The sequence below is a fragment of the Microbispora sp. NPDC046933 genome, assembly GCF_040644635.1.
Classification (GTDB): domain Bacteria; phylum Actinomycetota; class Actinomycetes; order Streptosporangiales; family Streptosporangiaceae; genus Microbispora.
Window position 1 is genome coordinate 270,292 of the sequence record NZ_JBEYWW010000007.1, and the last position, 24,645, is coordinate 294,936.

Genomic DNA, 24,645 nt, shown 5'->3' on the forward strand with positions numbered 1-24,645 from the left:
CAACGTCCCCGCCCCTGTCTCCCTGATGCTGACAACGAGGAGAATGACCCCGTGCGCATCGCCGTCACCGGCTCCATCGCCACCGACCACCTGATGACGTTCCCCGGCCGCTTCGGCGACCAGCTCATCGCCGAGCAGCTCGACCGGGTGTCGTTGTCGTTCCTCGTCGACGATCTGCAGATCCGCCCTGGCGGATGCGCGGCCAACATCGCCTTCGGCATGGGCTGCCTCGGGCTCACCCCGATCCTCGTCGGCGCCGTCGGCACCGACTTCGCCGACTACCGTTCCTGGCTGGAGCGCCACGGCGTCGACTGCGACTCGGTCCACGTCTCCGAGCTGCACCACACGGCGCGCTTCCTGTGCACCACCGACGAGGACCACAACCAGATCGCCTCGTTCTACACCGGCGCGATGGCGGAGGCGCGGGAGATCGAGCTGGGCCCGATCGCCGGGCGCCTCGGCGGGCTCGACCTCGTCCTGATCAGCCCCAACGACCCGGCGGCGATGCTGCGGCACACCGACGAGGCGCGCCAGCGGGGCATCCCCTTCGCGGCCGACCCTTCGCAGCAGCTCGCCCGCATGCCCGGCGAGGAGATCCGCCAGCTCGTGGAGGGCGCGGCGTACCTGTTCAGCAACGACTACGAGCTCGGGCTGATCGAGCAGAAGACCGGCTGGTCCGACGAGGAGATCCTGGACCGGGTCGGCGTCCGCGTGACCACCCTGGGGCCCAAGGGCGCCAGGATCGACCGGAAGGGCGAGCCGTCGCTGCACATCTCGCCGGCTCCGGAGCTGGGCAAGGCCGACCCGACCGGCGTCGGCGACGCCTTCCGCGCCGGGTTCCTCGCGGGCGCCGCCTGGGGGCTGTCGCTGGAGCGCTGCGGCCAGATCGGCAACCTCACCGCCACGCACGTGCTCGAGCGGGTCGGCTGCCAGGAGTACGAGCTGAGCCAGCGGGTCTTCCTCGAGCGCTTCGCCGCGGCGTACGGCCAGGAGGCGGCCGACGAGGTCGGCGGGCACGCCCGCTGTCACCACGCCTGAACAGGGGCTCTCAGTAGTTGCGGCGCACGTGGATGGACCAGCCGCCCTGGGGCAGCTCGTAGCTCCCCACGTGCTCGTGTGACTTCAACCGGCACCAGGCCGGGACGTCGGTGAACGCGGCGGGGTCGTCGGCCAGCACGGCGACCACGCCGCCCATCGCCACCTGGTTGATCCGCTCGGCCAGCATGATGATCGGGATCGGGCACTTGCGGCCCAGCGCGTCGATCGTCAGCGCGGGCGGCTCCGCGGGCTGGACCGGCCCGGCGGGCTCGGGCCGCGCCGCCGTCTGGGCCGCCTCCGGAGACCTCCGGGCGTCGCCCGCCCGTCTGCGCCACATCAGTGCACCCCCAAGCTCGACCGGATCCGCCGCACGATGTCCGGGAGCACCGCGAGGAACCGATCGATGTCGTCCTCGGACACGCCACGGGGCAGCGATACCCGCACATTCCCATGCGTAAGCACGCCCATTGCCTCCAGAACGTGCGATGGACGAAGCGTACTCGCCGTGCAGGAGCTTCCGGACGAGACGGCGAAACCGGCCTTGTCGAGCTCGGTCAGCAGCGCCTCGCCCTCGACGTACAGGCAGGAGAACGTCACGACGTGCGGCAGCCGCAGGACCGGGTCTCCGACGACCTCCACGTCGGGCACCAGACGGGGCACCTCGGCGCGGATCCGGTCGACCAGGGCCGACAGCCGCCGCCCCTCGGCCTCCGCCTCCTCGGTCCGGGCGCGCAGCGCCGCCGCGGCGGCCACGATCGCGGGCACGTTCTCGAACCCCGGCACGCGCCGCCGCTCCCGCTCGTCCTCGGGCAGCGGCGAGCGCCAGCGCACGCCCTTGCGCACCGCCAGCACGCCCACCCCGGCCGGGCCGCCCCACTTGTGCGCGCTCGCGGTGAGGACCGACCAGCCCCCGGGGACCGGCAGGCGGCCCGCCGACTGGGCGGCGTCCACCAGCAGCGGCACGCCCGCCTCGCGGCAGGCGCGCGCCGCCTCCTCGACCGGCTGGAGGGTCCCCACCTCGTGGTTGGCCGTCTGCAGGCAGGCCAGGGCCGTGCCGGGCCGTGCGACGGCCTCGGCGAACGCGCCGGAGTCCACCCGGCCCGTACGGCTCACGCCCACGATCTCCACCTCGCCGCCGGCGCGCTCGTGGACCTCGCCCGCGTGCAGCACGCTGGAGTGTTCCACGGCGCCCACCACCAGGCGCGTCCCGGCGCGGCGGCGGCCGGCCAGGGTGCCGAGCACCCCCAGGTGGACGGCCTGCGTCCCGGAGGAGGTGAACGACACCTCGTCGGGCCGGGCGCCGATCAGTTCGGCTACCTCTGCCCGCGCGCGCTCCAGTAACATCTGGGCGCGGCGCGCCGTGCCGTACAGGCGGGCGGGATCGGCCCAGCCGGCGTCGATCGCCGCCAGCAAGGCGTCACGAGCCGCGGGATGGAGAGGTTCGGTCGAAGCCGCGTCCAGGTAGGCCACAGTTAGGACATTAACGGGGGCTGCTCAGAGGGGCGGCGCCGGTCCGCGCTAATGTGTCCCCCAGCGTGAACTCAACCAAGTAAAGGGCAGACCGGCCAGAACGCTGATGCCGGTCTCACCCAAGGGTCAATTGGAAAAACCGCCCAGGAGAGGAACTCTTGGGCTTCATCTGTGGGGTAGGCGATCCGTGAGTCCGACCCGCCGTACGACACGGCGACCGTGGGCACGCCGCCGGTTGCCCGGAGCCGCCGCCGTGGCGCTGCTGGTGGCGTCCGGGACGGCGTGTAGCAACCAGGCGATCGATCAGTGGTCCCGTGGGGGCATGCCGGAAGGTGTCACCAAGCAGGCCGGCATCGTCCAGACGCTCTGGAACGGGAGCTGGATCGCGGCTCTCGCCACCGGTGTGGTCGTCTGGGGACTGATCCTCTGGGCGTGCATCTTCCACCGTAAGAAGAAGAACAGCCCCGATCAGCTGCCTCCGCAGGTGCGTTACAACCTGCCGATCGAGATCCTCTACACGGTGGTCCCGGTCATCATGGTGGCGGTCTTCTTCTACTTCACGGCCCGTGACGAGACGGAGATCACGCGGATCACCAAGGACGCCCCGGTCAAGGTGGCCGTCGAGGGCTACCAGTGGAGCTGGCGCTTCACCACGGAGTACCAGGGCCAGAAGGCCGTGGTCGCGGGCGTGCCGGTGGACCTCAGCAAGCAGAGCCCGGAGAACCCGCAGGGTCCGCAGCTCGTGCTGCCGGTCAACACCCAGGTGCAGTTCGACCTGCACTCGCCCGACGTCATCCACTCGTTCTGGGTGCCGGCGTTCCTGTTCAAGCAGGACGTCTTCCCGGGCAACGTGCACAACCACTTCCAGATCACGACGCTCAACAAGACGGGCGTCTTCGTCGGCCGATGCGCCGAGCTCTGCGGCACCGACCACAGCAAGATGCTGTTCTCCGTGAAGCTCGTGCCGCAGGCCGAATTCGACCAGTACATCAAGAGCCAGGCGGGGAGTGCGCAGTGACCGCCATCCAGGAACCGGCCGGCATCGTCGCCCGGCCGTACACCAAGGGCACGGTCATCGCCAAGTGGCTGTCCTCGACCGACCACAAGGTGATCGGGCACCTCTACCTGATCACGTCGTTCGTGTTCTTCCTCATCGGCGGCCTCATGGCGCTGGTGATGCGGGCCGAGCTCGCGCAGCCGGGGCTGCAGGTCGTGTCGACCGAGCAGTTCAACCAGCTGTTCACGATGCACGGCACGATCATGCTGCTCATGTTCGCGACGCCGCTGTTCGCCGGTTTCGCCAACGAGCTGATGCCGCTGCAGATCGGCGCCCCCGACGTGGCGTTCCCCCGCCTGAACATGGTGAGCTACTGGCTCTACCTGTTCGGCAGCACGATCGCCGTGCTGGGCTTCTTCACCCCGGGCGGGTCCGCCTCGTTCGGCTGGACCGCGTACGCGCCGCTGTCGAACGCGGTGACCTCGCCGGGCCTCGGCAGCGACCTGTGGGTCATGGGCCTCGCGCTGTCCGGTCTCGGCACCATCCTCGGCGCGGTGAACTTCATCACCACGATCCTCACCATGCGGGCCCCCGGCATGACGATGTTCCGGATGCCGATCTTCACCTGGAACATCCTGCTGACCAGCATCCTGGTGCTGCTGGCCTTCCCGGTCCTGGCCGCCGCGCTGCTCGCCCTGGAGGCCGACCGCAAGCTGGGCGCGCACATCTTCGACTCGCCCACGGGCGGGGCGATGCTGTGGCAGCACCTGTTCTGGTTCTTCGGGCACCCCGAGGTGTACATCATCGCGCTGCCGTTCTTCGGCATCATCACCGAGATCCTTCCGGTCTTCAGCCGTAAGCCGATCTTCGGGTACATCGGCCTGGTCGGCGCGACCATCGCCATCGCGGGCCTGTCGGTCACCGTGTGGGCCCACCACATGTTCGTGACCGGCCAGGTGCTGCTGCCGTTCTTCTCGTTCATGACGTTCCTGATCGCCGTGCCGACCGGCGTGAAGTTCTTCAACTGGATCGGCACCATGTGGCGGGGTCACCTGTCGTTCGAGGCCCCGATGCTGTTCGCGGTCGGCTTCCTGGTGACCTTCCTGTTCGGTGGCCTGACCGGCGTCATCCTGGCGTCGCCCCCGCTGGACTTCCACATCAGCGACACCTACTTCGTCGTCGCGCACTTCCACTACGTGGTCTTCGGCACCGTGGTGTTCGCGATGTTCGCGGGCTTCTACTTCTGGTGGCCCAAGTTCACCGGCAAGATGCTCAACGACAAGATCGGCAAGCTCCACTTCTGGCTGCTGTTCTTCGGCTTCCACCTGACCTTCCTGGTGCAGCACTGGCTGGGCGTCATCGGCTTCCCCCGGCGGTACGCCGACTACTCGCCCGCCGACGGCTTCACCGACCTGAACATGGTCTCCTCGGCCGGCGCGCTCCTGCTGGGCCTGTCCACCCTGCCGTTCTTCTACAACGTCTGGGTGACGTGGCGGAAGGCGCCCAAGGTCACCGTGGACGACCCGTGGGGCTTCGGCGGCTCGCTCGAGTGGGCGACCTCCTGCCCGCCGCCGCGGCACAACTTCCTGTCGCTGCCGCGGATCCGGTCCGAGCGCCCGGCGTTCGACCTCAAGTACCCGCACATCACCGCCAAGCCTGAGCTGGTGGAGGAGTCCCGATGAAGATCCAGGGATGGATGTTCCTGCTCTGCGGCGTCTTCTTCGCCGCCGCGGACGTGGTCTACTGGTTCTGGTCCAAGGAGCCGACCGGCACCACCGCGATGGCGATCTCCGTCGGCCTGGCCCTCATGATCGGCTACTACCTGCTGTTCACCGCGCGCCGCATCGGCGACCAGCCGGAGGACAACAAGGAGGCCGAGATCAGCGACGGCGCGGGCGAGATCGGCTTCTACAGCCCGCACAGCTGGTGGCCGCTGTTCGTGTGCCTGTCGGCCGCGCTCACCTTCTTCGGCTTCGCGGTCGGCTGGTGGCTGTTCTTCATCGGCCTGTTCTGCACGGTCATGGCCATGATCGGGTTCGTGTTCCAGTACTACCGGGGCAACTTCTCGCACTGATCGCGTGAAGCCCGCTGGGCGGCCGGTCGGCGATCTCGCCGGCCGGCCGTTCGCGTTCTTTGCCGGCACGCGGTCCCCGGACTGCCCGAACGGTACGTCACCAGGGAATAACCCCCAGGAAGCGATACTAGGGGGACGGACGTGCGTGCTGGTGCGGGGGCGCTGGCCCTTCTCGTGATGGTTGCCGGGTGTTCCACGTCAGGTGGGCGGGACGAGGATCGGGGCTCCGGGACGGCGATCAGCGTCAGCCCGCTCGACGGCGCCGCCGACCTGCCGCCCGAGCTTCCCATCCTCATCGGCGCGGCGGGCGGCAAGCTCACCCACGTGGCCGTACAGGCCGCGGGAAAGCCCGTCGCGGGCGTGTTCAGCCCCGACCACACGCAGTGGCGCAGCGAGCGTCCCATGGCCCCGGGGACGGCCTACAGCGTCGAGGCGACGGCCGCGGGCTCCGGCGGCTCGACGACCAGGACCGTCCGCTTCGCCACGAAACAGGCCGCCAAGACCTTCGGTATCTCCACCCTGCTGCCCAACAAGCAGGACACCGGCCTGACGGTCGGCGTCGGCATGCCGATCATCATCACCTTCGACAAGCCGGTCACCGACCGCGTGTCCGTCGAGCGCAACCTGATCGTGCAGGCGTCCAAGCCCATCGACGGCGCCTGGCACTGGCTCGACGACAAGAACGTGGTCTTCCGCCCGGAGAAGTACTGGCCGACGTACACCAAGGTCCGCGTCACCGCGCGCCTGGCCGGCATCAGGGGCGGCGAGGGCATGTACGGCAAGCAGGACTACGTCCGCGACTTCGAGATCGGCCGTTCGCAGATCAGCGTGGCCAACACCCAGACCCACTACATGAAGATCGAGCGGGACGGCAAGCAGATCAAGAACGTGCCGATCAGCGCGGGCATGGGCGACGTGCTCCGCCACCACACCACCAGCGGGATCCACGTGGCGATGTCCAGGGAGGACGTCACGGTCATGACCTCGCCGGACGCCTCGCCGGGGCAGGCCGGCTACTACGAGACGACGGTGTACAACAGCGTCCGCATCTCCAACACCGGCGAGTACGTCCACGGCGCCCCGTGGTCCGTCGGCGACCAGGGCAACTCCAACGTCAGCCACGGCTGCGTGAACGTCAGCCCGGAGAACGCCAAGTGGTTCAAGAACAACACCCTGATCGGCGACCCGATCATCGTGACCGGGACGCCGCGCAGGCTGGAGGCGACCAACGGCTGGAGCTACTGGCAGGACTCCTGGCCCGCCTGGCTCAAGCGGAGCCGTCTGCGCGCCGCTCCCGCCGACGCCCTCTGAGCGCCCTCGACCGGGGTGAGTCACGTCTTTGTCTCGTAGCGGCGGAAAGCCGCCCAGCACATCGCCAGGGCCGCCGCGAACGCCGGCAGCCATGCCAGGCGGGCGCCCACCCAGCCGGGATCGCCGGGGACGGTGTGCAGGCCGGGCAGCGCCCGGCCCGCGAGCCGCAGGGCCGCCGCCGTGACCGCGATCATCGCGGTCTGGTGCCACAGAAAGATCGTCATCGCGGAGAGGTTGGCCGCCGCCACCAGCGCCCAGGCGGCGGGACGGCGCAGCACCCGCCGCAGCGGCCCGGACAGCACCAGGGCCGCCCCGCACTGGGCCAGCCCGAACGTGACGGCCGCCAGCGTGGGCGGGGACTGGTTGGAGACCGGCGCGCCCGGCACCCCGACCATGGACGCCGGATAGCCCGCCCACAGGACGAGACCGGCGGTGGCGGCGGCCCCGCCGAGCAGCAGCGCCCATCCGGTCGCCCGGCCGCCCAGCCGCCCGCCCGCCCAGAGGCCGCCGAGGCAGTACGGCACCAGCCAGCCGGTCCCCACGTTGATCCAGCCGATCCAGGACGGCCCGTCCAGGCCGAACCTGACGAGGTCGGCCACCGCGACGGCCGCGAGCGGCCACACCGGGTGCAGCCGTGCGGCGAGCGGGGTCGCCGCCGTCAGCGCCGCGAAGACCAGCAGGAACCACATCGGCGACCACACCAGCTTGACCAGCGCGTACACGCTCCCCGGGTCGGCGCCCCAGGCGAGCATCGCGAGCGCCGCCGCGCTCCACACCCCCAGCACGGGCGCGACCGGGCGGAACAGCCGGGCCATCCGGGCGGCGGCCCACCGCCCGTGGCCGGCGCCCCGGCCCCGGGCGCGGCCGTGGCTCTCGACGGCCACCCGCCCGCCCACGAAGAAGAACACCGCCATGGTCTGGAGCAGCCAGGAGACGGGCGCGAGCTGCGGCATGTACTTCAGCGGGCTGGTGACGCGCAGGACGCCGCTGTCCGCGACCGGGGCGGTCACCAGCCAGTGGCCGAGCACCACACCGGCGATGGCGAGGGCACGCAGCGCGTCGACGGCGCGGTCACGGCGGGCCGGTGTCGCCTCCTCGACGCGCCGGACGAGGTCATGAATCACGGCTCACCTCGGCGGGAGCATGCCCGGAGACGATCCGGGCGATGTTCGCCAGCGCGGGCGATCCGTCTTTCAGATAGTCGCTGTGACCGCCGTCGCCCGCGGCGAAGATCCGGGCGCCGAACCGTGGATCCAGGGGATCGCCTCCGAGCCCGATCGTGCCGAAGGGAAGGCGCACCGCCGCGTGCGGCAGGTGGCCGACCCAGTCCCCGGTGCCGCGGGCGGCCCAGACGGCGGCCCCGGTGCGCATCGCCGGCGCGTCGTCCACCCCCGCGCCGGGGCTGCCGTACAGGACGATGTCCGCGACGTCCAGCCCCGGCGCGGCCCGGCCGCACACGACGCCGCCGTACGAGTGACACAGCAGGCTGATGCGGGCGGCGGGCCTGAGCCCGGCCAGGTCGTGGACGAAGGCGCGCAGCGCGGGGGCGGCCTCGTCCGCGCGGCCGGGGGTCAGCGCCTGGAGGCTCGCGGTGCTCGGGGGGCGGTATCCGAGCCAGGCGACGACGGCCCCCCGGCTCCCGAGCGCCCGCTGCAGCCGCATCGAGCCGCCCCGCAGCAGCCCGTACGTGTCGAGGCCGGTGCCGGAGCCGGGGACGATCACCGCGATCCGGTCGGCGGCGGCCAGGTCGCCGAACACCTCGGCGGCCCGGCCTCCGTCGCGTCCGTCGAAGGACAGGAAATGCCGGGTGGGGTCGGCCATCGCCCGCAGCATCGCGGCCCGCCATCGGTGACCGGCCGCCGCGGCGGCCCGCATCGCCGCCTCGACGGCGCCGCGGGTGGCGGCGTACCGCTCGGCCAGGCTCGCGGCGGTCGCCTCACGCAGCGGGGGCAGGGGAGGCGGGACGGGCGCGGGGACCCCCTCGGGACGTGCCGTGCCGGTCACCGGGACGGCGAGCGCGGCGGCGACGAGCGAGGCGAGAAGCCTCCGGCGCAGGCGGCTTCCACGCGGGGGGCTCCCGGCCGGCCGAGGGCGAAGAAGTGCGAGCGGGTTGCGGCGGGGGAGGGGGAGCGGCGCCGGTGGCCGGTCGTGGGCGCCCGGCGGCTCTACGGTGTCGATCACCCGGATCACGCTGCCGTGCGGCGCGTCCGCACCGCATCGGACCGTCAGGGACATTTGCCGCGGCACCGGCCGACCGTGGATGTAGACCTCTGGGCGGATGCCCGTGAAAAGGACACACCGCTACCCTCTGGTCATGCAGGTCGCATCCCCCAGTCCGTGGCCGAGGCGGCTGCCGCCCGGGGCCTGGGTGGTCCTCGCCTGGTGCGGGGGCACGGCGTTCACGTTCCTGATGCGGCTGCGCCTGCCCGGCGAGTGGTATCCCGCCGCGCACCCGGGGGCGCAGTTCTTTTGGTGGGACAACCTGGCGTTCTTCGGGGTGGGCACCGTCCTGGTGGTGGTGGGCGGCGCCCTGCTGGGCCGCCGTCCCCTTTCCGCCCTGTCACTGCCGCTCGCCGCCTCGATCGTCGGCACCGTACCGCTGGGTGTGGCGGAGATCCCGATGCCCCAGTTCCTCGCCGCCGGTGTCGCGGTGTTCTTCATCGCCGCCGCGCGCCCGCACGGGACCGGTGTCGCCGCCGTCGTCATGGCCCTCGTCGTGCTCGCCGGCTTCCTGGCCACGCGGCTGCTGTTCGGCTGGCCGATCGGCACCTCCACCGAACTCGCCGTGGCCCTGGCGACCGTCATCGCCTGGCTGCTCGGGAAATCGGTGCGTGAGTCCCGTGAGCACGCCGAGGAAGTGCGCGCCCGCGCGGCGACCCAGGCGGTCACCGACGAACGGCTCAGAATCGCCCGTGAGCTGCACGACATGGTCGCGCACAGCATCGGCGTCATCGCGCTTCAGGCCGGCGCGGCGCGGCGGGTGATCGACACCCAACCGGAGCGGGCGCGTGACGCGCTCGGGGAGATCGAGACGGCCGGCCGGCAGACTCTTTCCGGGTTGCGCCGGATGCTCGGCGCGCTGCGGAGCCACGAGCCCGCGCGTACAGCGCGGCCGGCGCCCCTGGAATCGGCACCCCTGGAACCGGCACCCCTGGAATCGGGGCATCGTGAGCCGGACTTCGGCCTCGCCGACGTCGACCGGCTGGCCGCCACGATCACCCAGGCGGGCGTACGGGTCGACGTACGCCGGTTGGGGGAGCCTCGTCCACTGCCGCCGGAGATCGACGTGTCGGCTTACCGCATCGTCCAGGAGGCCGTCACCAACGTGGTGCGGCACGCCGGCACGACGTCGTGCCGGGTGTGCATCGACTACCGGGACGAGGAGGTGCGCATCGAGGTGCTCGACGACGGGCGCGGCGGTGAAAGCGGGGAAGGTTACGGCCTGCTCGGGATGCGCGAGCGGGTCGGCGTCCTGCATGGGACCTTCGCCGCCGGGCCGCGTCCCGAGGGAGGCTTCCGGGTCGAGGCCCGGCTGCCCGTGCCGACGGGAGTGCGATGACCGTCCGCGTGCTGCTCGCCGACGACCAGCCGCTGATCCGCGCCGCCCTGCAGATGGTCATCGCCGACGCGCCCGACCTCGCCCTGGCCGGGGAGGCGGGCACCGGCGCGGAGGCGGTGCGGCTGGCGGAGGACGTCGAGCCCGACGTCGTGGTGATGGACATCCGCATGCCCGGTATGGACGGCATCGAGGCCACCCGGCTGATCACCACGGGCTGCGGCGCCCAGGTCCTGGTCCTGACGACCTTCGACGACGACGAGTACGTCTACGGCGCGCTGCGCGCCGGGGCGTCCGGGTTCCTCGTCAAGGACATGGCCCTGGACGACATCCTCGCCGCCATCCGGGTGGTCGCCGCCGGCGAGGCCCTGATCGCCCCGCGCGTGACCCGCCGGCTGATCGAGGAGTTCGCGGGCCGTCCCGCGCCCGGCCCGCGGCCTCGCCGGGTCGCGGGGCTCACCGAGCGGGAGGCCGAGGTGCTGACCCTCGTCGGGCGCGGCCTGTCCAACGCGGAGATCGCCGCCGAGCTGTTCATCAGCGCCGCCACCGTCAAGACGTACGTGACGCGGCTGCTCGCCAAGCTCGGCGCCCGCGACCGCGTGCGGCTCGTCATCATCGCCTACGAGACGGGCCTCGTGTCACCCGCCGGGTGAGCGGGAAACACAACGGCCCGGCGGGGGAGTGGTTCCCCCCTGCCGGGCCGTTTCGTGCCGGTCGGTCAGGTGCCCGTCAGTGGAGCTCCTTGCGGTCGCCGGCGCCGACGGCCGCGTGCTCCTCCGCGTGCTCCTCCTCGTGGTGGCCGTCGGTGAGCGGGACCCGGTCGGTCCCGTACGCCTGGCTCATCTTGGCGCGGAGCCGGCCGATGGCGCTGCGGGCGCCCTTGGGCGGGATGCCCTCGCCGTCCTCGGCGCTCTCGAGAACCAGGATCTCCTTCTTGCCGCGGATGTGCTCGGCGATGTCCTCCGCCGGCGGCGTGTGGACCTCGATGTACTGGCCGTTCGGCAGCCGCTTGATGACGCCGGACTCCACACCGTGGGACAGCACCTCGGCGTCCTTGCGCTGGAGGCCGATGCACATCCGGTAGGTGATCCAGTAGGCGATGGCCGGGCCGACGAAGATGGCGATCCGCCCGAACCAGGTCGTCGTGTACAGGTCGACCTTGAAGTTCGCCGAGATCTCGTCGTTGGCGCCCAGCAGCCACAGGATGCCGTAGAAGGTCATCCCCGCGATGCCGATCGCGGTGCGGTGCGGGTTGTTGCGCGGCCGGTCGGCGACGTGGTGCTCGCGGCGGTCGCCGGTGATCCACTGTTCCAGGAACGGATACAGCGCCAGGCCCGTCATGATGATGCCCAGCGGCACGAGCGCCGGGATCAGCACGCTCAGCGTGACGGTGTGGCCGAGGAAGTTGATCTCCCACGCCGGCATCAGACGCAGCGAGCCTTCAAGGAAGCCCATGTACCAGTCGGGCTGTGATCCCGCCGAGATGTCCGCCGGAGTGTACGGCCCGAACAACCAGATCGGGTTGATCTGGGCGAACGTGCCGAGCAGCGCGATGACCCCGAACGTGAACAGGAAGAACGCGCCCGACTTGATCATGAAGGCCGGGTAGAACGGAGCGCCCACCACGTTCTTGTCGGTCCTGTTCTTGCCCGGCATCTGCGTGTGCTTCTGCACCCACATCAGGATCATGTGCGCCGAGACGAGCGCGAGCAGGATGCCCGGGATCAGCAGGATGTGGATCGAGTAGAACCGCGAGATGACGTCGTGGCCCGGGTACTCGCCGCCGAACAGGAAGAACGAGATGTAGGTGCCCACGATCGGGATCGACTGGGCGACGCCCTGGGTGATCCGCAGACCCGCGCCGGAGAGCAGGTCGTCGGGGAGGGAGTATCCGGTGAGGCCCTCGAAGAGCGCCAGCGAGAGCAGGAGGATGCCGATGATCCAGTTGAGCTCGCGCGGCTTGCGGTACGCCCCGGTGAAGAAGATCCGGAGCATGTGCACGGTCATGCCGCCCACGAACAGCAGCGCCGCCCAGTGGTGGATCTGCCGCATCAGCAGACCGCCCCGGATGTCGAAGCTGATGTGCAGCGCCGAGGCGTAGGCCTCCGACATCTTCACGCCGTACAGCGGGGCGTAGTTGCCCGTGTACGTGACCTCGCCCATGCTCGGCTTGAACCAGAACGTCAGGAACGTACCGGTCAGCAGCAGGATGATGAACGAGTAGAGCGCGATCTCCCCCAGGAGGAACGACCAGTGGTCGGGGAAGATCTTCCTCAGGTTGCGCTTGAGGAAGTTCCCCGCGCCGATGCGGTCGTCGACGAAGGTCGAGGCGCCTGCGATGGCCTTCGGGGGAGCGTTCATGATGCGTTCTCCCTAGCTTCGGCTTCAGCGTCGCCACGCTCCCAGAAGCTGGGACCGACGGGGACCTTGAAGTCGGACTTCGCGACGAGGTAGCCCTCCTCGTCGATTCCGATGGGGAGCTGCGGCAGCGGGCGGGCGGCGGGGCCGAAGACGACCTTCGCTCCGTCCGCCGCGTCGAAGGTCGACTGGTGGCACGGGCAGAGGATGTGGTGCGTCGTCTGCTCGTAGAGAGCCGCCGGGCAGCCCACGTGGGTGCAGATCTTGGAGTAGGCGACGATGCCGTCGTGCGTCCAGTTCAGGTTCGTGCCGGACTTGAACTCCTCCGGACGGAACTTGAGCAGGATCAGCGTCGCCTTGGCCAGAGCGTTCAGGTCCTCCTCGTAGCCCTCGGGGACCACAGAGAGGATGCCGCCGGGAGAGTTGAAGTCGGCCGCGCGGATCGGCTGCCCGGTGCCCTCGACCACGAGGCGGCGCGGCTTGCCGTCCTTGGTGGGCTCGCCCCAGACGGTGTGCCTGAGCACGGTCCCGGGGAGCGGGCCGAGGTCCTTCAGCAGCACCAGCGGGAGCAGGCCCAGCGGAGCGGCGGCCAGCAGCAGCGTGCGGCGCAGCAGCCTGTGCTTGACGAACCCGCTCTCGTCGGCGCCCTGGAGGAAGGTCTCCTTGACGTACTCACGCGTGTCGTCGTCGGAGCGCATCTCGTGGCGCTCCTGGACGAGGTTGTACTTCGGCATGATCTGCCGCACCCAGACCGTGAGGCCCGCGCCCAGCGAGAGCAGGGCCAGGGCCAGGGTGCCGCCGAGCGCGTAGTTCGACGTGGCCGTGTTGCCGATCGAGCCGACCTGGAAGATCACGTACGAGGCGATGAACCCGGCCCCGGCCAGGAAGGTGATCAGGAACAGCAGCGCGACGAGGCGCTCGGCCTTGCGGGCCTTGACGGGGTCCTGCGGGATCACGCCCGGAACACCCTCGGGCGCGTGGATCGGGTCGGTGTCGACGATCGGCGCGTCGGCGGGCGGCGTGCCGAGGACGCGGGTCGGCACCCGGCCGCTCTCGGGGTACTCGTTCTGCTCTGTCATGCCGCCCGTCGCTTCTTCGCTGTGATCCAGATGGAGGCCAGGATCAGGAGGCTGAGACCCACGACCCACGCTACAAGGCCCTCGGTGACGGGGCCGATCCGGCCCAGACCCGAACCGCCCGGGTCGACCTGCGACCGCACGTGGGTGATGTACGCGATCATGTCGCGCTTCTGCTCCGGCGTGATCGTCGAGTCGTTGAACACCGGCATCGCCTGCGGGCCGGTGGCCATCGCCTCGTAGATCTGCGTCGGCGTCGCCGGGTTCAGCGGCGGCGCGTACTTGCCGTAGGTCAGCGCGCCGCCGGCGCCCACGAAGTTGTGGCACTGGATGCAGTTGGCGCGGAAGAGCTCGCCGCCCTTGGCCGGGTCACCCTTGGCGGGGTCGACCTGCTCGGCGCTGGGCACCGTCGGGCCGCCGCCCAGCGACTGGACGTACGCCGAGAGCTGGCCGATCGCCTCGTCGGTGGCCCACTCGGCCTTGGGCTTGCGCGGAGCCTGGGGACCCGCGTCGGCGGCCGGCATGCGGCCGCTGCTCACCTGGAAGTCCACGGCGGCGGCTCCGACGCCGATGAGCGTCGGAGCCTTCTTGGTGCCCTCGGCGTTCAAGCCGTGACAGCTCGCGCAGTGCGCCACGAAGAGGCTCTTGCCCTGCGCCACGTCGTCGGCCTTGCCGGACGCGATCGCGGCGTCCGCGGTGCTGCCGTTCGGCGCCGCGAGCGCGTAGCCGCCGCCGAGCAGGCCCAGCGCGAGCGCCACGACGGCGACTCGCGCGAGGGGATGGCGCCGTCGGGCGGTGATGGAGTTCACCGAAATCCCCGTTCCGATCATTTGATGATGTAGATGGTCGCGAAAAGGCCGATCCAGACCACGTCGACGAAGTGCCAGTAATAGGACACGACGATCGCGCTGGTCTGCTGCTCATACGTCAAGCGCTTCGCGGCGTACGTGCGTCCCAGGATGAACAGGAACGCGATCAGACCACCCGTCACGTGCAAGCCGTGGAAGCCCGTGGTCAGGTAGAACACCGAGTCGTACGGGGAGTGCGAGAGGACGTGGCCCTCGCGCGCCAGGTTCCCGTACTCGTAAAGCTGACCGCCCACGAAGAAGGCGCCCATCAGGAAGCTTACGACATACCAGAATCGCAGCTTCTTGACCTGGCCTCGTTCCACAGCCCACACGCCCAGCTGGCACGTGACACTCGACAGGACCAGAACGGTCGTGTTGAAGGTCGCGAACGGGACTTCGAGGTGCGCCTCGGGCCAGTGCGTGCCCTGTCCGAGGCTGACCGACCGGATGGTGAAGTACATCGCGAACAGCGCCGCGAAGAACATGAGCTCAGAGGACAACCACACGATGGTCCCGACCTGAACCAGGTTCGGCCGGCTGGACCCGTGCGGTCTCGTCGTCGTAGTAATTGCGGATGCTGTCGCCACGCCCAGCATTATTGCGGCTCCCCAGGTCGGGTCGCCCCACGACCCCCCGCTAGGGTCCTCGCGCGCCCACGAAACGGGCATGTCATGGCAATCGCCCCGGGGCTGCGAGCCCTGCAGCCGCGCCGGTAGCATCACGATGACCATACCCCGCGATTCGACAGTGAGCGTGAAATGAGGGTTCTCGTCTACAGCGACGACGCAGGCACCCGGGAGAAGGTGCGGCTGGCCATCGGGCGGCGCCCCGCCGCGGACGTGCCCCTCGTCGAGATCGTCGAGTGCGCGACCCAGCCGGCCGTGATCAAGCATCTCGACTCCGGCGACATCGACGTCGCCGTCCTCGACGGCGAGGCGCAGCCGGCCGGCGGCATGGGAGTCAGCAGGCAGGCCAAGGACGAGGTGCACAACTGCCCGCCGATCCTCCTGCTCATCGCGCGCAGGGACGACCGCTGGCTGGCCAACTGGGCCCGCGCCGACGCCGTCGTCGCGCAGCCCATCGACCCCGTCGTCCTCGCCGAGGCCGTGGCCGACCTCATGCGGCGCCGCCTCAGCCTCACCCGGGCGCACTGAAACCCGGCGAGCCGGGGCCGACCCGACCCGACCCGACATCCAACCCCGCGGAGCCCACCATGGACACGCGCACCACCTGGCCCTCCACGCTGAACGCCCTGCTGGCGGGCGAGAACCTGACGGCCGACGAGACGGCCTGGGTAATGGGAGAGATCATGTCGGGGGCGGCGACCCCGGCGCAGATCGCCGCCTTCGCCGTCGCCCTGCGGGCCAAGGGCGAGACCGTCGCCGAGGTGACGGGCCTCGTCCGCACCATGTTCGAGCGCGCCACCCCGCTCACGGTCGAGGGGCCGGTGGTCGACATCGTCGGCACCGGCGGCGACCGGGCGCACACCGTCAACGTCTCGACGATGGCCGCGATCGTCGCGGCGGCGGCCGGGGCCCGGGTCGTCAAGCACGGCAACCGGGCCGCCTCCTCGCTGTGCGGCGCGGCCGACGTGCTCGAGCACCTCGGCGTCGCCCTCGACCTGTCGCCGGAGGCCACCGCCCGGGTCGCGGTGGAGGCGGGCATCGCCTTCTGCTTCGCGCCCGTCTACCACCCCGCGCTGCGCTTCACCGGCCCGGCGCGCAAGGAGATCGGCGTGCCGACGGTGTTCAACTTCCTCGGGCCGCTGGCCAACCCCGCGCGCCCCGCCGCCCAGGCCATCGGCGTGTTCGACGCGCGCATGCTGCCGGTCATGGCCGGGGTCTTCGCCGAGCGCGGCGTGTCGGCGCTCGTCTTCCGGGGCGACGACGGCCTGGACGAACTGTCCACCGCGGCCCCGTCGACGGTCTTCGTCGTCCGTGACGGCACCGCGACCCAGACGACGATCGACCCGGCCGACCTCGGCATCCCCCGTTCCCAGCCGGACGACCTGCGCGGCGGCGACGTCGAGTTCAACGCGGCGGCGGTCCGCGACCTGCTGGGCGGCAGGACCGGGCCGGTGCGCGACGCGGTGCTGCTGAACGCCGCGGCCGGCCTGGTCGCCTACGACGGCCCGGGCGACGACCTGAGCGGCGAACTGAGCGCGGCGTACGCCCGCGCCGCCGAGGCGGTCGACTCGGGCAGGGCCGCGCGGACCCTGGAGCGCTGGGTCGAGATCAGCCGCGAGCTCGGCGGCAAGGCCTGATCGCGTTCCTGATCCGGATCGCCTCCGCCGCTGGAGGGATCAGGCGTCCGCCTTGATGGGGACGTGCCGGGTTCGGCCTGAGCCGTACCGTTCCCGCCATGATGCGCCTGTTCGCCCTTCGCGTCATCCACCGCTGGGCCGCGTTCGCCCGCGGCGGGATGGCCGCACTCGCCGCCGGTCTCCGTGGCGCGCCCTCCGCCGACTCTCGCCCCTGCGCGGTCTCCCCGGGACGGGACCGGGGCAGGGGCGGCCGGCAGGTCCGGGCGGAGGGCGGGGACGGCACGCGGCCCGGGCGTCCCGTTCACCCCGCCGCCGAGGACGACGTCGTCTGGGAACGCCTGCGCATCGCCTCGGAACTGCATGATCTTGTGGCCCACGACCTGAGCGTGATGACGCTGGGAGTGGGAGCGGGCCGTGTGATCATGGACAAGGACCCGGAACGGGCGCGGCAGACCTTCCGCGAGGCGGAGGAGTCGGGCCGCCGGGTCCTGTCCGATCTACGCCGGATGATGGGCCTGCTGCGCATGGACGGGCAGCGCCGCGGCCCCCAGCCGGGCCTGGGGGACCTGCCCAGGCTGATCGACGACTTCCGCGCGAGCGGGCTCGCCGTCTCGTTCACCGAGGCCGGCGCCCGGGGGAGCGGCCCCACGCTGGAGCTGTCGGCCTACCGCATCGTGGAGGAGGCGCTGGGCAACGCCCTGTGGTACGGCATGGCCCGAACGGCGACGGTCACGCTGCGGTGGCTGCCCGCCGTCCTGGAGGTCGTCGTCCACGACGACGGGCTGCCCCGCGACCGGCTTGTCAGCACCTGGGAACGCGCCGCGCTGTTCGGCGGCTCGGTCGCCGCGCACCCGCTCCCGGGTGGCTTCGAGGTCCGCGTCCGGCTGCTGCGTCCGGCCTGACCGTCCGGCGCCGGACCGGGGCGGGATCAGTCGGCGTCGGCGAGGCCGATGGAGAAGGCCGCCTCCAGGTCGTGGCGGGAGTAGGTGCGGAAGGCGATGTGCGTCTCGGTGTGGCGCACGCCGGACACCCTGTTGACACGACCGGGCACGACCTCGGCCACCTCGTCGTACCGGCCGACCCTGACCATGGCCAGCAGGTCGAACTCGCCGGTGATCGAGTAAACCTCGCTGACGCCTTCGATCTCGGCGATGGCCTCGGCGACCTCGGGGATCCTGTCGACGTCCGCCTTGATGTGGACGATCGCGGTGACCATTCGCGTCTCTCCTGCTGTCTCGCGGCTCGGGTCTGTCGCTCCCGACATTAGTGCCACTTCCGCCTTGTCACCGCAGGGGCCGTCCCTCACGGCGGTCGCCGCGCTGGTGCCGGTAGGCGCGCTCGATGCGCTCGACCAGCCGCCCCGCGCCGTACGCGGGAAGGCTCCAGGTGCCGTCGACCTGGACGAGGCGCACGCCGGGGGAGTCGAGCCAGCGCAGCACGCACTCGGTCTCCTCGGCGCTGGCGGCCGGGGTGGGGCCGGGACCGGGGGCGACCGTCTCCGCCGTGGCGACCAGCGCGTCCACGTACGGCGTGGGGTGGGCGCCCCGGGGCATCACGCCGGCCGCCGCGAGCCTGCCGTGCCGGATGACGTGGATGTCCCAGCCGCCGTCGAAGGCGGGGCTGGCCGCGACCATCTGCGGGATGCCGGTCAGCGAGCGCAGGCGCTGCATGCGCGCGGCGGTCCTGACGTAGGCCGCGAGCCGGTCCCGGTCGACGGCCGCCTCCTCGTAGCGCTGGTCGGCCGACAGGCGCCGCATGCGCGCCTCCATGGCCGAGAAGACCGCCTCCGCGTCGAGCTCCATCGCGCGCCGGGCGCGGCGGACGTGGCGGGCGTAGCTCTCCTCGCTCTCGCGGCCCTCGCAGGGCGCGCCGCAGCGGCCGATCTCGGCGAGCGCGCAGGCGGGCCGCCGCACGCGGGCCGACAACCGCTCGGTGCACTGGCGCAGCGGCAGCGCCTCGTGCATGGCCGTGCGCGCGTCGTCGGCGGTGCGGCTGCTGCCGAACGGGCCGAGGTAGGCCGCCCCGTCGTCGCGCACCTCCCGGACGACGCTGAGCCGGGGGAACGGCTCGTCGGTCAGCTTGAGCCAGACCGCCCGCTCCGGGAAGCGGGACCGTCTGTTGTAGCGCGGCTTGGTCGCCCCGATCATCCGCAGTTCGCGGATCTCCGCCTCCAGCGCGGTGGCGCAGACGATCGTCCTGACCCGCTCGGCGATGCCGACCATCTCGCGGATGCGCGAGCGGGTCTCGCTCGCGGTGAAGTAGCTGCGCACGCGGTTGCGCAGGTTGGAGCTCTTCCCGATGTAGAGCGCCTCGCCCTTGGCGTCCTCGAAGATGTAGACGCCCGGCGCGCCGGGCACCCCGTCGGCGAGATGGCGTTTGCGCTGCTGCTCCGGCGTGGGGGCGCGCACGAAGCCGCGCAGGTCCTCCAGCGTGTGCACGCCGAGCGACCCGACCCGCGCGATGAGGCCGTGCAGCACGTCGACCGTGGCCTTGGCGTCGGCCAGGGCCCGGTGGCAGGGCTCGGTGGAACTGCGGAAGATCCGCGCGAGGGTGGCCAGCTTGCAGTTGGGGGTCTCGTCGCGGGTCAGCACGCGGCGCGCGAGGTCGGCCGTGTCCACCACCGGATTGGCCGGGGGCGGGTAGCCGTTGACCTGGCACGCCGCCTTCAGGAACGACATGTCGAACGGCGCGTTGTGCGCCACCAGCGCCGCCCCGGCGATGAACTCCAGAAAGCTCGGCAGCACCTCGGAGAACTTCGGCGCGGCCACGACCATCGCGTCGGTGATGCCGGTCAGCACGGAGATGAACGGCGGGATCGGGCCGCCGGGGTCGACCAGCGTGGCGAACTCGCCGATCACCTCGCCGCCGCGCACCTTCACGGCGCCGATCTCCGTGACGGCGTGCTCCGCGGGCGACCCGCCGGTGGTCTCCAGGTCGAAGACGACGAACGTCACCTCCCGCAGGGGAGTGCCGAGCTCGTCCAGCGTGCCCTGTACCGCATCCACGCCCATGACCATAGAAGTCCCGACCGACAATTGCCGCCCCCGCCCCATGGGGAGGTCCGGAAAGGGCAGGGCGTGGGTCACCGGGTTCGGCGAGGAGCTGACCCGGGCCCGGCGGGCACGGCGATGTCAGCGGCCCGGTCGGAGGGCTACGCGCGGGCCGCTCCGGCCCGCCACTCGCGGGCCAGCATCGCGTAGATCAGTTCGTCGCTCCACGCGCCGGCGAAGAACTCGTTCTCCACCAGGCGGGCCTCCAGGCGCATGCCGAGCCGTTCCATGAGACGGGCCGAGGAGGTGTTGCGCGCGTCGCAGTTGCCGTGGATCCGGTGCAGCCCGAGACCCTCGAACCCGATCCGCAGGATCTCGCGGGCCGCCTCGGTGGCCAGGCCGCGGCCCTGGTAGGCCGGGTTGAAGACGAAGCCGATCTCGCCCTGGCGGTGCTCGCGGCTGCGCAGGAACAGCGTGAGGTCCCCGATCACGGGCCCGCCGCCGGCCGGCGCGGCGGCCACGCTGAGCACGTCGCCGTCGCCTCGGAGCGACGCGCAGGCGATCTTCCGGTCGAGCGCGGCCTTCGTCTCCTCCCGCGTACGGGCGTCCCAGTAGAGGTATCTGGTCACCTCCGGAAGGGAGTGGAAGGCGTGCAGGTCGTCGAGGTCGGCCTCGGTGAAGGGGCGCAGGACCAGCCGGGGGGTCGTGATGGGGAACGGCGGGGTGAACACGCCGCCAAGCGTACGGACGGGGGCAGGCGCCCTCCGGCGGGGGTGCCGCGCCCGGCCCTTCCGGTGCGGGGGCGCGGTGACAGATCATGAACGCGACGTGGACACGGTGCGACGGCCGTACCCTTGGAGGAAGACAAGAACAAGGGAGTGTCTCGCAGATCTTGCCGTGTGAGGCGGCCCGGTGGGCGCGCCGCGAGGTTCACGCCTCGCGGACGCGGGCATCGGGACGTTCTCGCACTCGGGGGCGACAGCACCGCGAGGCGCCGCGGGGCGACCGCAGTGGGCAGAAGATCTGTAGGACACGGCCGAGGAGCGACGAGATGAGTTCAGCCGGAGAAGGCCTGTCTCGTCCGTTGCCCGAGCAGGTCCGTTTACACGTGGTGGAGGTCGCGGCGCAGGTGCTGGGCTCGATGCCCGCCGCGGCCGTGCCGCCACCGTTGCGCAACATCGCCAGGTTCGACCCGCGCAAGCGCGCCCGTCTGGGCAGCGCGCCGATCGCGGCCCAGCTGGAGAACGACAAGGAGTTCCGCGAGCGGGTGGCCGAGACGGTGGAGGCCGCCTGGCCCGAGCTGGTGGCAAGCCTGGCCGAGGGCACGGTGCCTCCCGCGGCCGAGCCGGTGCTGGTCGCGGCGGCGGCGTACCTGACCCGGCCGCCCGGCTGGCCGGGCCTGGTCGAGCAGGCCCGGACCGACCTGGAGCAGGCCGCCGTGGCGGGCACCCAGCGGGAGCAGGCGGAGACGCGGCTGCGCGAGCAGCTCGCGGCGCAGCGTGCCTCCGCCAAGGAGGAGATCGACCGGGTGCGCGAGCAGCTCAGGGCGGCCCGCGCGGAGAACTCCGACCTGCGGCGCAAGCTGCACGACGCCCGCGAGCGGGTCAAGGCCGCCGAGACCAGGGCCGCTGAGCTGGAGGCCGAGACGGCCGAGGCGCGGGCCAGGGCCTCGAGCGTCAACGGCGCGGCCGAGACCGAGCTGCGCCGCCTCAGGGAGCGCCTGGCGGACGCCGAGCGCCAGCTGGAGGCCAGCCGCAGGGCCGCCCGCGAGGGCCGCAGCATCGAGGACGCCCGGGTGCGGGTGCTGCTGGACGCGCTCCAGGACGCCGCCGCCGGGTTGCGCAAGGAGCTCGGCCTGCCCACAACGATCAGCAGGCCGGCCGACTACGTGAACGCGGTCCTGCCTGGCGAGCCGGGCGTGACGGCCGTGCCCGCGCGGGCGCTGGCCAACGACGACCCCCAGCTCCTCGACCAGCTCCTGGCCATTCCCCACCTGCATCTGATCGTCGACGGCTACAACGTGACCAAGACCGGTTACCCGTCGCTGACCCTCGCCGACCAGCGGGCCCGGCTGCTGACCGGGCTCGGCGGGCTCGCGGTGCAAACCCGGGCGGAGGTGACGTGCGTCTTCGACGGCGCCGAGCTGAACGGGCCCGTCCAGGTGTCCGCGCCGCGCGGAGTGCGGGTGATGTTCAGCGCGCCCGGGGAGATCGCCGACGACCTCATCCGCACGCTGGTGCGGGCGGAGCCGCCGGGGCGGGCCATCGCGGTGGTCTCCTCCGACCGCGAGGTGGCCGAGTCGGTGCGCCGCATGGGTGCCCGGCCGGTGCCCTCGCTCCTGCTGCTGCGCCGTCTCGGCCGCGGCTGAACGGCCGTACGCACGCTCCGGACCGGCGTCGTCGCCCTGAGTGATGAGTGCCGCGAATACCTGCGAATAGGTTGAAGCATCAAGATCGCCTAGATAGAGTCGCGCCGCAGGTTTCGTTGATCCAGAGGGGGCCTCAGTGCGAGGGCGTGTGCCGGTGGCCGCGGGTCTGGCCGCCGTGGTCCTGCTGACGCCGATGGCGGGCGCGCAGGCGGATCCGAAGCCCACAGTCGCGCAGGCCAAGGCGAAGCTGAACAAGCTCAACGAGCAGGCCGACAAGCTGGTGGACCGCTACAACTCGGCCAACGAGAAGTGGAAGAAGGCGAGGCAGAAGTACCTCGCGATCAACGACGACTTCAAGAAGCAGAACGTCCGGGTCGAGACGCTGCGCTCCGGGCTGGTCACGATGGCCGTCAGCAGCTACCAGGTCGGCGAGATGGGGTCGTGGGGCGGCGTCTTCTACAGCTCCAACCCCGATGCCATGCTCAGCGGCCTGGCCACGCTCAACCACATGTCGGCCGAGCGGGCAGGGCGGCTCAGGGAGTACGAGAGCGCCATCCAGGGCCTCAAGGACCGCCGCGACCAGAGCAAGGCGCTGTACAAGGAGGCCTCCGACGTCAGGAGCGAGCTGGCCGACGAGAAGGAGAAGGTCGACAAGCTCGTCAGAGAGCAGATGAAGCTGCTGCGCTCGCTCGGGACGTACAACCCCGGCAACCCCAACAGCGCCGGCGTCGTCTACGCCGGACCGGCGTCCGGCAACGCGCTGGCGGCCCTCCAGTTCGCCTACAAGCAGGTCGGCAAGCCGTACCGCTACGGGGGCACCGGGCCGGGCGCGTGGGACTGCTCAGGGCTCGTGCAGGCCGCATGGGCGGCGGCGGGCGTGACGCTGCCCCGGACGAGCTACGAGCAGTGGGCCTGGGGCGCGAGCCGCAGGGTCTCGCTGGACGAGCTCCAGCCGGGCGACCTGCTCTGGCATGCCGGATACGGACACGTCGGCATCTACGCCGGCGACGGCAAGGTCGTCCACGCGCCGCAGACCGGTGACGTTGTGAAGATTGTCACACTCGCCGAGTATCACGCGATCGGAGCTGTCCGCCCCTGAGGCGTCGTCCATCTCTGTGATCTTTTGTACCTTTTGTGACTCATGTGACCTGGTTTAGCCCTTGTTGCCAAGATTGTGAGCAGAGTCACACTTAGCCGTTCGCGGTGCGGGTAAGCTGCGGTTTCTTCTCCGCGGCGTTCGTTATCCGATCTTTATCCGGTGGGAGGGCTTTGCCGAACGCGGCGGGTCCTCGGTAGCTTCTGGGCCGCGGCGAGCACGCCTCGCCGCCGCGCGTCCGGTCCGGCCGGCCGGTCGCGCGGTCATCCACCGTCATCGGCGCCCTCCATCACCCCCCTTCGCGGGATCCCCCGGCGCCGGTGGCCTGCCGAGTCCGTGCAGTCAGGAGGCACGGAGCCGGGGAACCATCGACCTTCACGCGAAGGTCCGGGGTGAATCGGCGCATCGCGCGCCGTAGGGCGACTTCCCCGCCCGAACCCGTCAGCTAACCCGGTAGGCGTGAGCGGAAGACCCGAGGAGAGATCCTGTCTACCACCCCCGCTAGCCTGTCCCGTATTGCCCGAATTGCCCTTGGAGGTGCCGCTTTGACGGCATCCGTAGGGGTCGCCGGTGCGCATCCGGCGGCGGCCGACACGGTGACGGTCACGGTCGTGAAGACGGCCACAGCGACGAAGACGGCCACGGCGACGAGCGCGAACACCGCCGCCCGCAAGGCCGCAGCGAGAAAGCAGCAGACGAGGAAGCGCGCCGCCAAGCGGAAGGCCAGCAGGGCCGCGCTCCAGCGGGCCAAGGCCCAGCGCGCGGTGAAGGTCGCGAAGAAGCAGATCGGCGACCCCTACCGCTACGGGGCCACGGGACCGGGCGCGTTCGACTGCTCGGGCCTGGTCCAGTACGCCTGGCGCAAGGCGGGCGTACGGCTGCCGCGCACGACCTGGTCCATCCGCGGCGCGGTCAGGAAGAAGGTGTCCTGGGGTCACTTCAAGCCCGGTGACCTGATCTTCACCAGCGGCGGCGGCCACGTCGGCATGTACGTCGGCCACGGCAGGATGGTCCACGCTCCGCACAGCGGCACGCGGGTCCGGATCGACAAGCTGGACGCCTACCGGAGGAGCACCTTCGTGGGTGCCGTCCGCCCGGGCGTCTGACGGGCACCGGTCACCAGCCCCCTCGACCGGCGCCGTCCGTACGGCCCCGTCCACCTCGCCGAGGTGGACGGGGCCGTGACAAGTGCTGGTTACG

General features: G+C 71.3%; 24 protein-coding genes and 1 riboswitch. Of the genes, 13 read left to right on the plus strand and 11 right to left on the minus strand.

Translation table 11 applies throughout. The annotated features are described in order from the left end of the window. The first annotated feature begins 51 nt into the window (after window positions 1–51). Entirely contained in the window at window positions 52–1,038 is a 987-nt protein-coding gene (locus tag ABZ857_RS12450) for a carbohydrate kinase family protein (RefSeq protein ID WP_357041801.1), read from the plus strand. A 10-nt stretch (window positions 1,039–1,048) separates the two neighbouring features. On the opposite strand, the gene ABZ857_RS12455 is transcribed toward ABZ857_RS12450, so the two are convergent. Both ABZ857_RS12455 and ABZ857_RS12460 read right to left on the minus strand, forming a co-directional pair. Beyond that, window positions 1,049–1,375, minus strand: coding sequence for a sulfurtransferase TusA family protein (locus tag ABZ857_RS12455; protein WP_357041804.1), 327 nt, complete (start codon window positions 1,373–1,375; stop codon window positions 1,049–1,051). Continuing rightward, window positions 1,375–2,508, minus strand: coding sequence for a cysteine desulfurase family protein (locus tag ABZ857_RS12460; protein WP_357041806.1), 1,134 nt, complete (start codon window positions 2,506–2,508; stop codon window positions 1,375–1,377). The genes ABZ857_RS12455 and ABZ857_RS12460 overlap by 1 nt, the downstream gene beginning before the upstream one ends. A gap of 322 nt (window positions 2,509–2,830) precedes the next feature. On the opposite strand from ABZ857_RS12460, the gene coxB reads away from it, so the two are divergent. From coxB to ABZ857_RS12480, 4 genes are all read left to right on the plus strand, one after another. Further along, entirely contained in the window at window positions 2,831–3,526 is a 696-nt protein-coding gene (gene coxB / locus ABZ857_RS12465) for a cytochrome c oxidase subunit II (protein ID WP_357041809.1), read from the plus strand. After that, the gene (gene ctaD / locus ABZ857_RS12470; protein ID WP_357041812.1) at window positions 3,523–5,187 is read left to right on the plus strand and encodes a cytochrome c oxidase subunit I; all 1,665 of its coding nucleotides are present in this window, start codon (window positions 3,523–3,525) and stop codon (window positions 5,185–5,187) included. Before coxB ends, ctaD begins: the two co-directional genes overlap by 4 nt. Continuing rightward, window positions 5,184–5,579: a cytochrome c oxidase subunit 4 gene (locus tag ABZ857_RS12475; RefSeq protein WP_346225722.1), complete on the plus strand. Its 396-nt coding sequence runs from the start codon at window positions 5,184–5,186 to the stop codon at window positions 5,577–5,579. The genes ctaD and ABZ857_RS12475 overlap by 4 nt, the downstream gene beginning before the upstream one ends. Window positions 5,580–5,720: 141 nt before the next feature. After that, complete coding sequence (locus ABZ857_RS12480) at window positions 5,721–6,890, plus strand: Ig-like domain-containing protein (RefSeq protein WP_357041815.1); 1,170 nt, start codon at window positions 5,721–5,723, stop codon at window positions 6,888–6,890. Window positions 6,891–6,910: 20 nt separating this feature from the next. On the opposite strand, the gene ABZ857_RS12485 is transcribed toward ABZ857_RS12480, so the two are convergent. Both ABZ857_RS12485 and ABZ857_RS12490 read right to left on the minus strand, forming a co-directional pair. After that, entirely contained in the window at window positions 6,911–8,014 is a 1,104-nt protein-coding gene (locus ABZ857_RS12485) for an acyltransferase (protein WP_357041818.1), read from the minus strand. Next, complete coding sequence (locus ABZ857_RS12490; protein WP_357041821.1) at window positions 8,004–9,071, minus strand: alpha/beta hydrolase; 1,068 nt, start codon at window positions 9,069–9,071, stop codon at window positions 8,004–8,006. Before ABZ857_RS12490 ends, ABZ857_RS12485 begins: the two co-directional genes overlap by 11 nt. A 133-nt stretch (window positions 9,072–9,204) precedes the next feature. On the opposite strand from ABZ857_RS12490, the gene ABZ857_RS12495 reads away from it, so the two are divergent. Both ABZ857_RS12495 and ABZ857_RS12500 read left to right on the plus strand, forming a co-directional pair. After that, the gene (locus tag ABZ857_RS12495) at window positions 9,205–10,449 is read left to right on the plus strand and encodes a sensor histidine kinase (protein WP_357041824.1); all 1,245 of its coding nucleotides are present in this window, start codon (window positions 9,205–9,207) and stop codon (window positions 10,447–10,449) included. Continuing rightward, complete coding sequence (locus tag ABZ857_RS12500) at window positions 10,446–11,099, plus strand: response regulator transcription factor (protein WP_357041827.1); 654 nt, start codon at window positions 10,446–10,448, stop codon at window positions 11,097–11,099. The genes ABZ857_RS12495 and ABZ857_RS12500 overlap by 4 nt, the downstream gene beginning before the upstream one ends. Window positions 11,100–11,175: 76 nt before the next feature. Here the strand turns inward: ABZ857_RS12500 and ABZ857_RS12505 are convergent, their stop codons facing one another. From ABZ857_RS12505 to ABZ857_RS12520, 4 genes are read right to left on the minus strand one after another with little or no spacing between them, the layout of a single operon-like run. Then, window positions 11,176–12,807: a ubiquinol-cytochrome c reductase cytochrome b subunit gene (locus ABZ857_RS12505; protein ID WP_357041830.1), complete on the minus strand. Its 1,632-nt coding sequence runs from the start codon at window positions 12,805–12,807 to the stop codon at window positions 11,176–11,178. Then, complete coding sequence (locus tag ABZ857_RS12510) at window positions 12,804–13,883, minus strand: Rieske 2Fe-2S domain-containing protein (protein WP_357041833.1); 1,080 nt, start codon at window positions 13,881–13,883, stop codon at window positions 12,804–12,806. Before ABZ857_RS12510 ends, ABZ857_RS12505 begins: the two co-directional genes overlap by 4 nt. Continuing rightward, window positions 13,880–14,689 carry a c-type cytochrome gene (locus tag ABZ857_RS12515; RefSeq protein ID WP_357041836.1) on the minus strand — a complete coding sequence of 270 codons (810 nt, stop codon included), beginning with the start codon at window positions 14,687–14,689 and terminating at the stop codon, window positions 13,880–13,882. The genes ABZ857_RS12510 and ABZ857_RS12515 overlap by 4 nt, the downstream gene beginning before the upstream one ends. Before the next feature lie 17 nt (window positions 14,690–14,706). Next, on the minus strand, window positions 14,707–15,324 hold the full coding sequence (locus tag ABZ857_RS12520; protein ID WP_169978711.1) for a heme-copper oxidase subunit III: 618 nt from the start codon (window positions 15,322–15,324) through the stop codon (window positions 14,707–14,709). Between the two features lie 162 nt (window positions 15,325–15,486). Between ABZ857_RS12520 and ABZ857_RS12525 the strand changes: the two genes are divergently transcribed. From ABZ857_RS12525 to ABZ857_RS12535, 3 genes are all read left to right on the plus strand, one after another. Then, window positions 15,487–15,882 carry a hypothetical protein gene (locus tag ABZ857_RS12525; RefSeq protein WP_357041839.1) on the plus strand — a complete coding sequence of 132 codons (396 nt, stop codon included), beginning with the start codon at window positions 15,487–15,489 and terminating at the stop codon, window positions 15,880–15,882. A 59-nt stretch (window positions 15,883–15,941) separates the two neighbouring features. Beyond that, window positions 15,942–16,991, plus strand: coding sequence for an anthranilate phosphoribosyltransferase (gene trpD, locus ABZ857_RS12530; RefSeq protein WP_357041842.1), 1,050 nt, complete (start codon window positions 15,942–15,944; stop codon window positions 16,989–16,991). A 98-nt stretch (window positions 16,992–17,089) separates the two neighbouring features. Then, entirely contained in the window at window positions 17,090–17,893 is an 804-nt protein-coding gene (locus tag ABZ857_RS12535; protein WP_357041845.1) for a histidine kinase, read from the plus strand. 26 nt (window positions 17,894–17,919) lie between these two features. Here the strand turns inward: ABZ857_RS12535 and ABZ857_RS12540 are convergent, their stop codons facing one another. The 3 genes from ABZ857_RS12540 to ABZ857_RS12550 form a co-directional block, all read right to left on the minus strand. Then, a complete protein-coding gene (locus ABZ857_RS12540) occupies window positions 17,920–18,207 on the minus strand; it encodes an Lrp/AsnC ligand binding domain-containing protein (RefSeq protein ID WP_357041848.1) in 288 nt (95 codons plus the stop codon). A 67-nt stretch (window positions 18,208–18,274) separates the two neighbouring features. After that, window positions 18,275–19,996 (minus strand): DEDD exonuclease domain-containing protein, encoded by a 1,722-nt coding sequence (locus tag ABZ857_RS12545; RefSeq protein ID WP_357041851.1) that lies wholly within the window; start codon window positions 19,994–19,996, stop codon window positions 18,275–18,277. A 146-nt stretch (window positions 19,997–20,142) separates the two neighbouring features. Next, a complete protein-coding gene (locus ABZ857_RS12550; protein WP_357041854.1) occupies window positions 20,143–20,712 on the minus strand; it encodes a GNAT family protein in 570 nt (189 codons plus the stop codon). Window positions 20,713–21,032: 320 nt separating this feature from the next. Between ABZ857_RS12550 and ABZ857_RS12555 the strand changes: the two genes are divergently transcribed. From ABZ857_RS12555 to ABZ857_RS12565, 3 genes are all read left to right on the plus strand, one after another. Continuing rightward, a complete protein-coding gene (locus ABZ857_RS12555; protein WP_357041856.1) occupies window positions 21,033–22,349 on the plus strand; it encodes an NYN domain-containing protein in 1,317 nt (438 codons plus the stop codon). 136 nt (window positions 22,350–22,485) lie between these two features. Then, window positions 22,486–23,448 (plus strand): C40 family peptidase, encoded by a 963-nt coding sequence (locus ABZ857_RS12560; RefSeq protein ID WP_357041859.1) that lies wholly within the window; start codon window positions 22,486–22,488, stop codon window positions 23,446–23,448. A 313-nt stretch (window positions 23,449–23,761) separates the two neighbouring features. Continuing rightward, window positions 23,762–23,916: riboswitch (cyclic di-AMP (ydaO/yuaA leader) on the plus strand. Between the two features lie 74 nt (window positions 23,917–23,990). Then, window positions 23,991–24,551, plus strand: a complete 561-nt coding sequence (locus ABZ857_RS12565; RefSeq protein ID WP_357041862.1) for a C40 family peptidase — start codon at window positions 23,991–23,993, stop codon at window positions 24,549–24,551. Window positions 24,552–24,645: the final 94 nt, after the last annotated feature.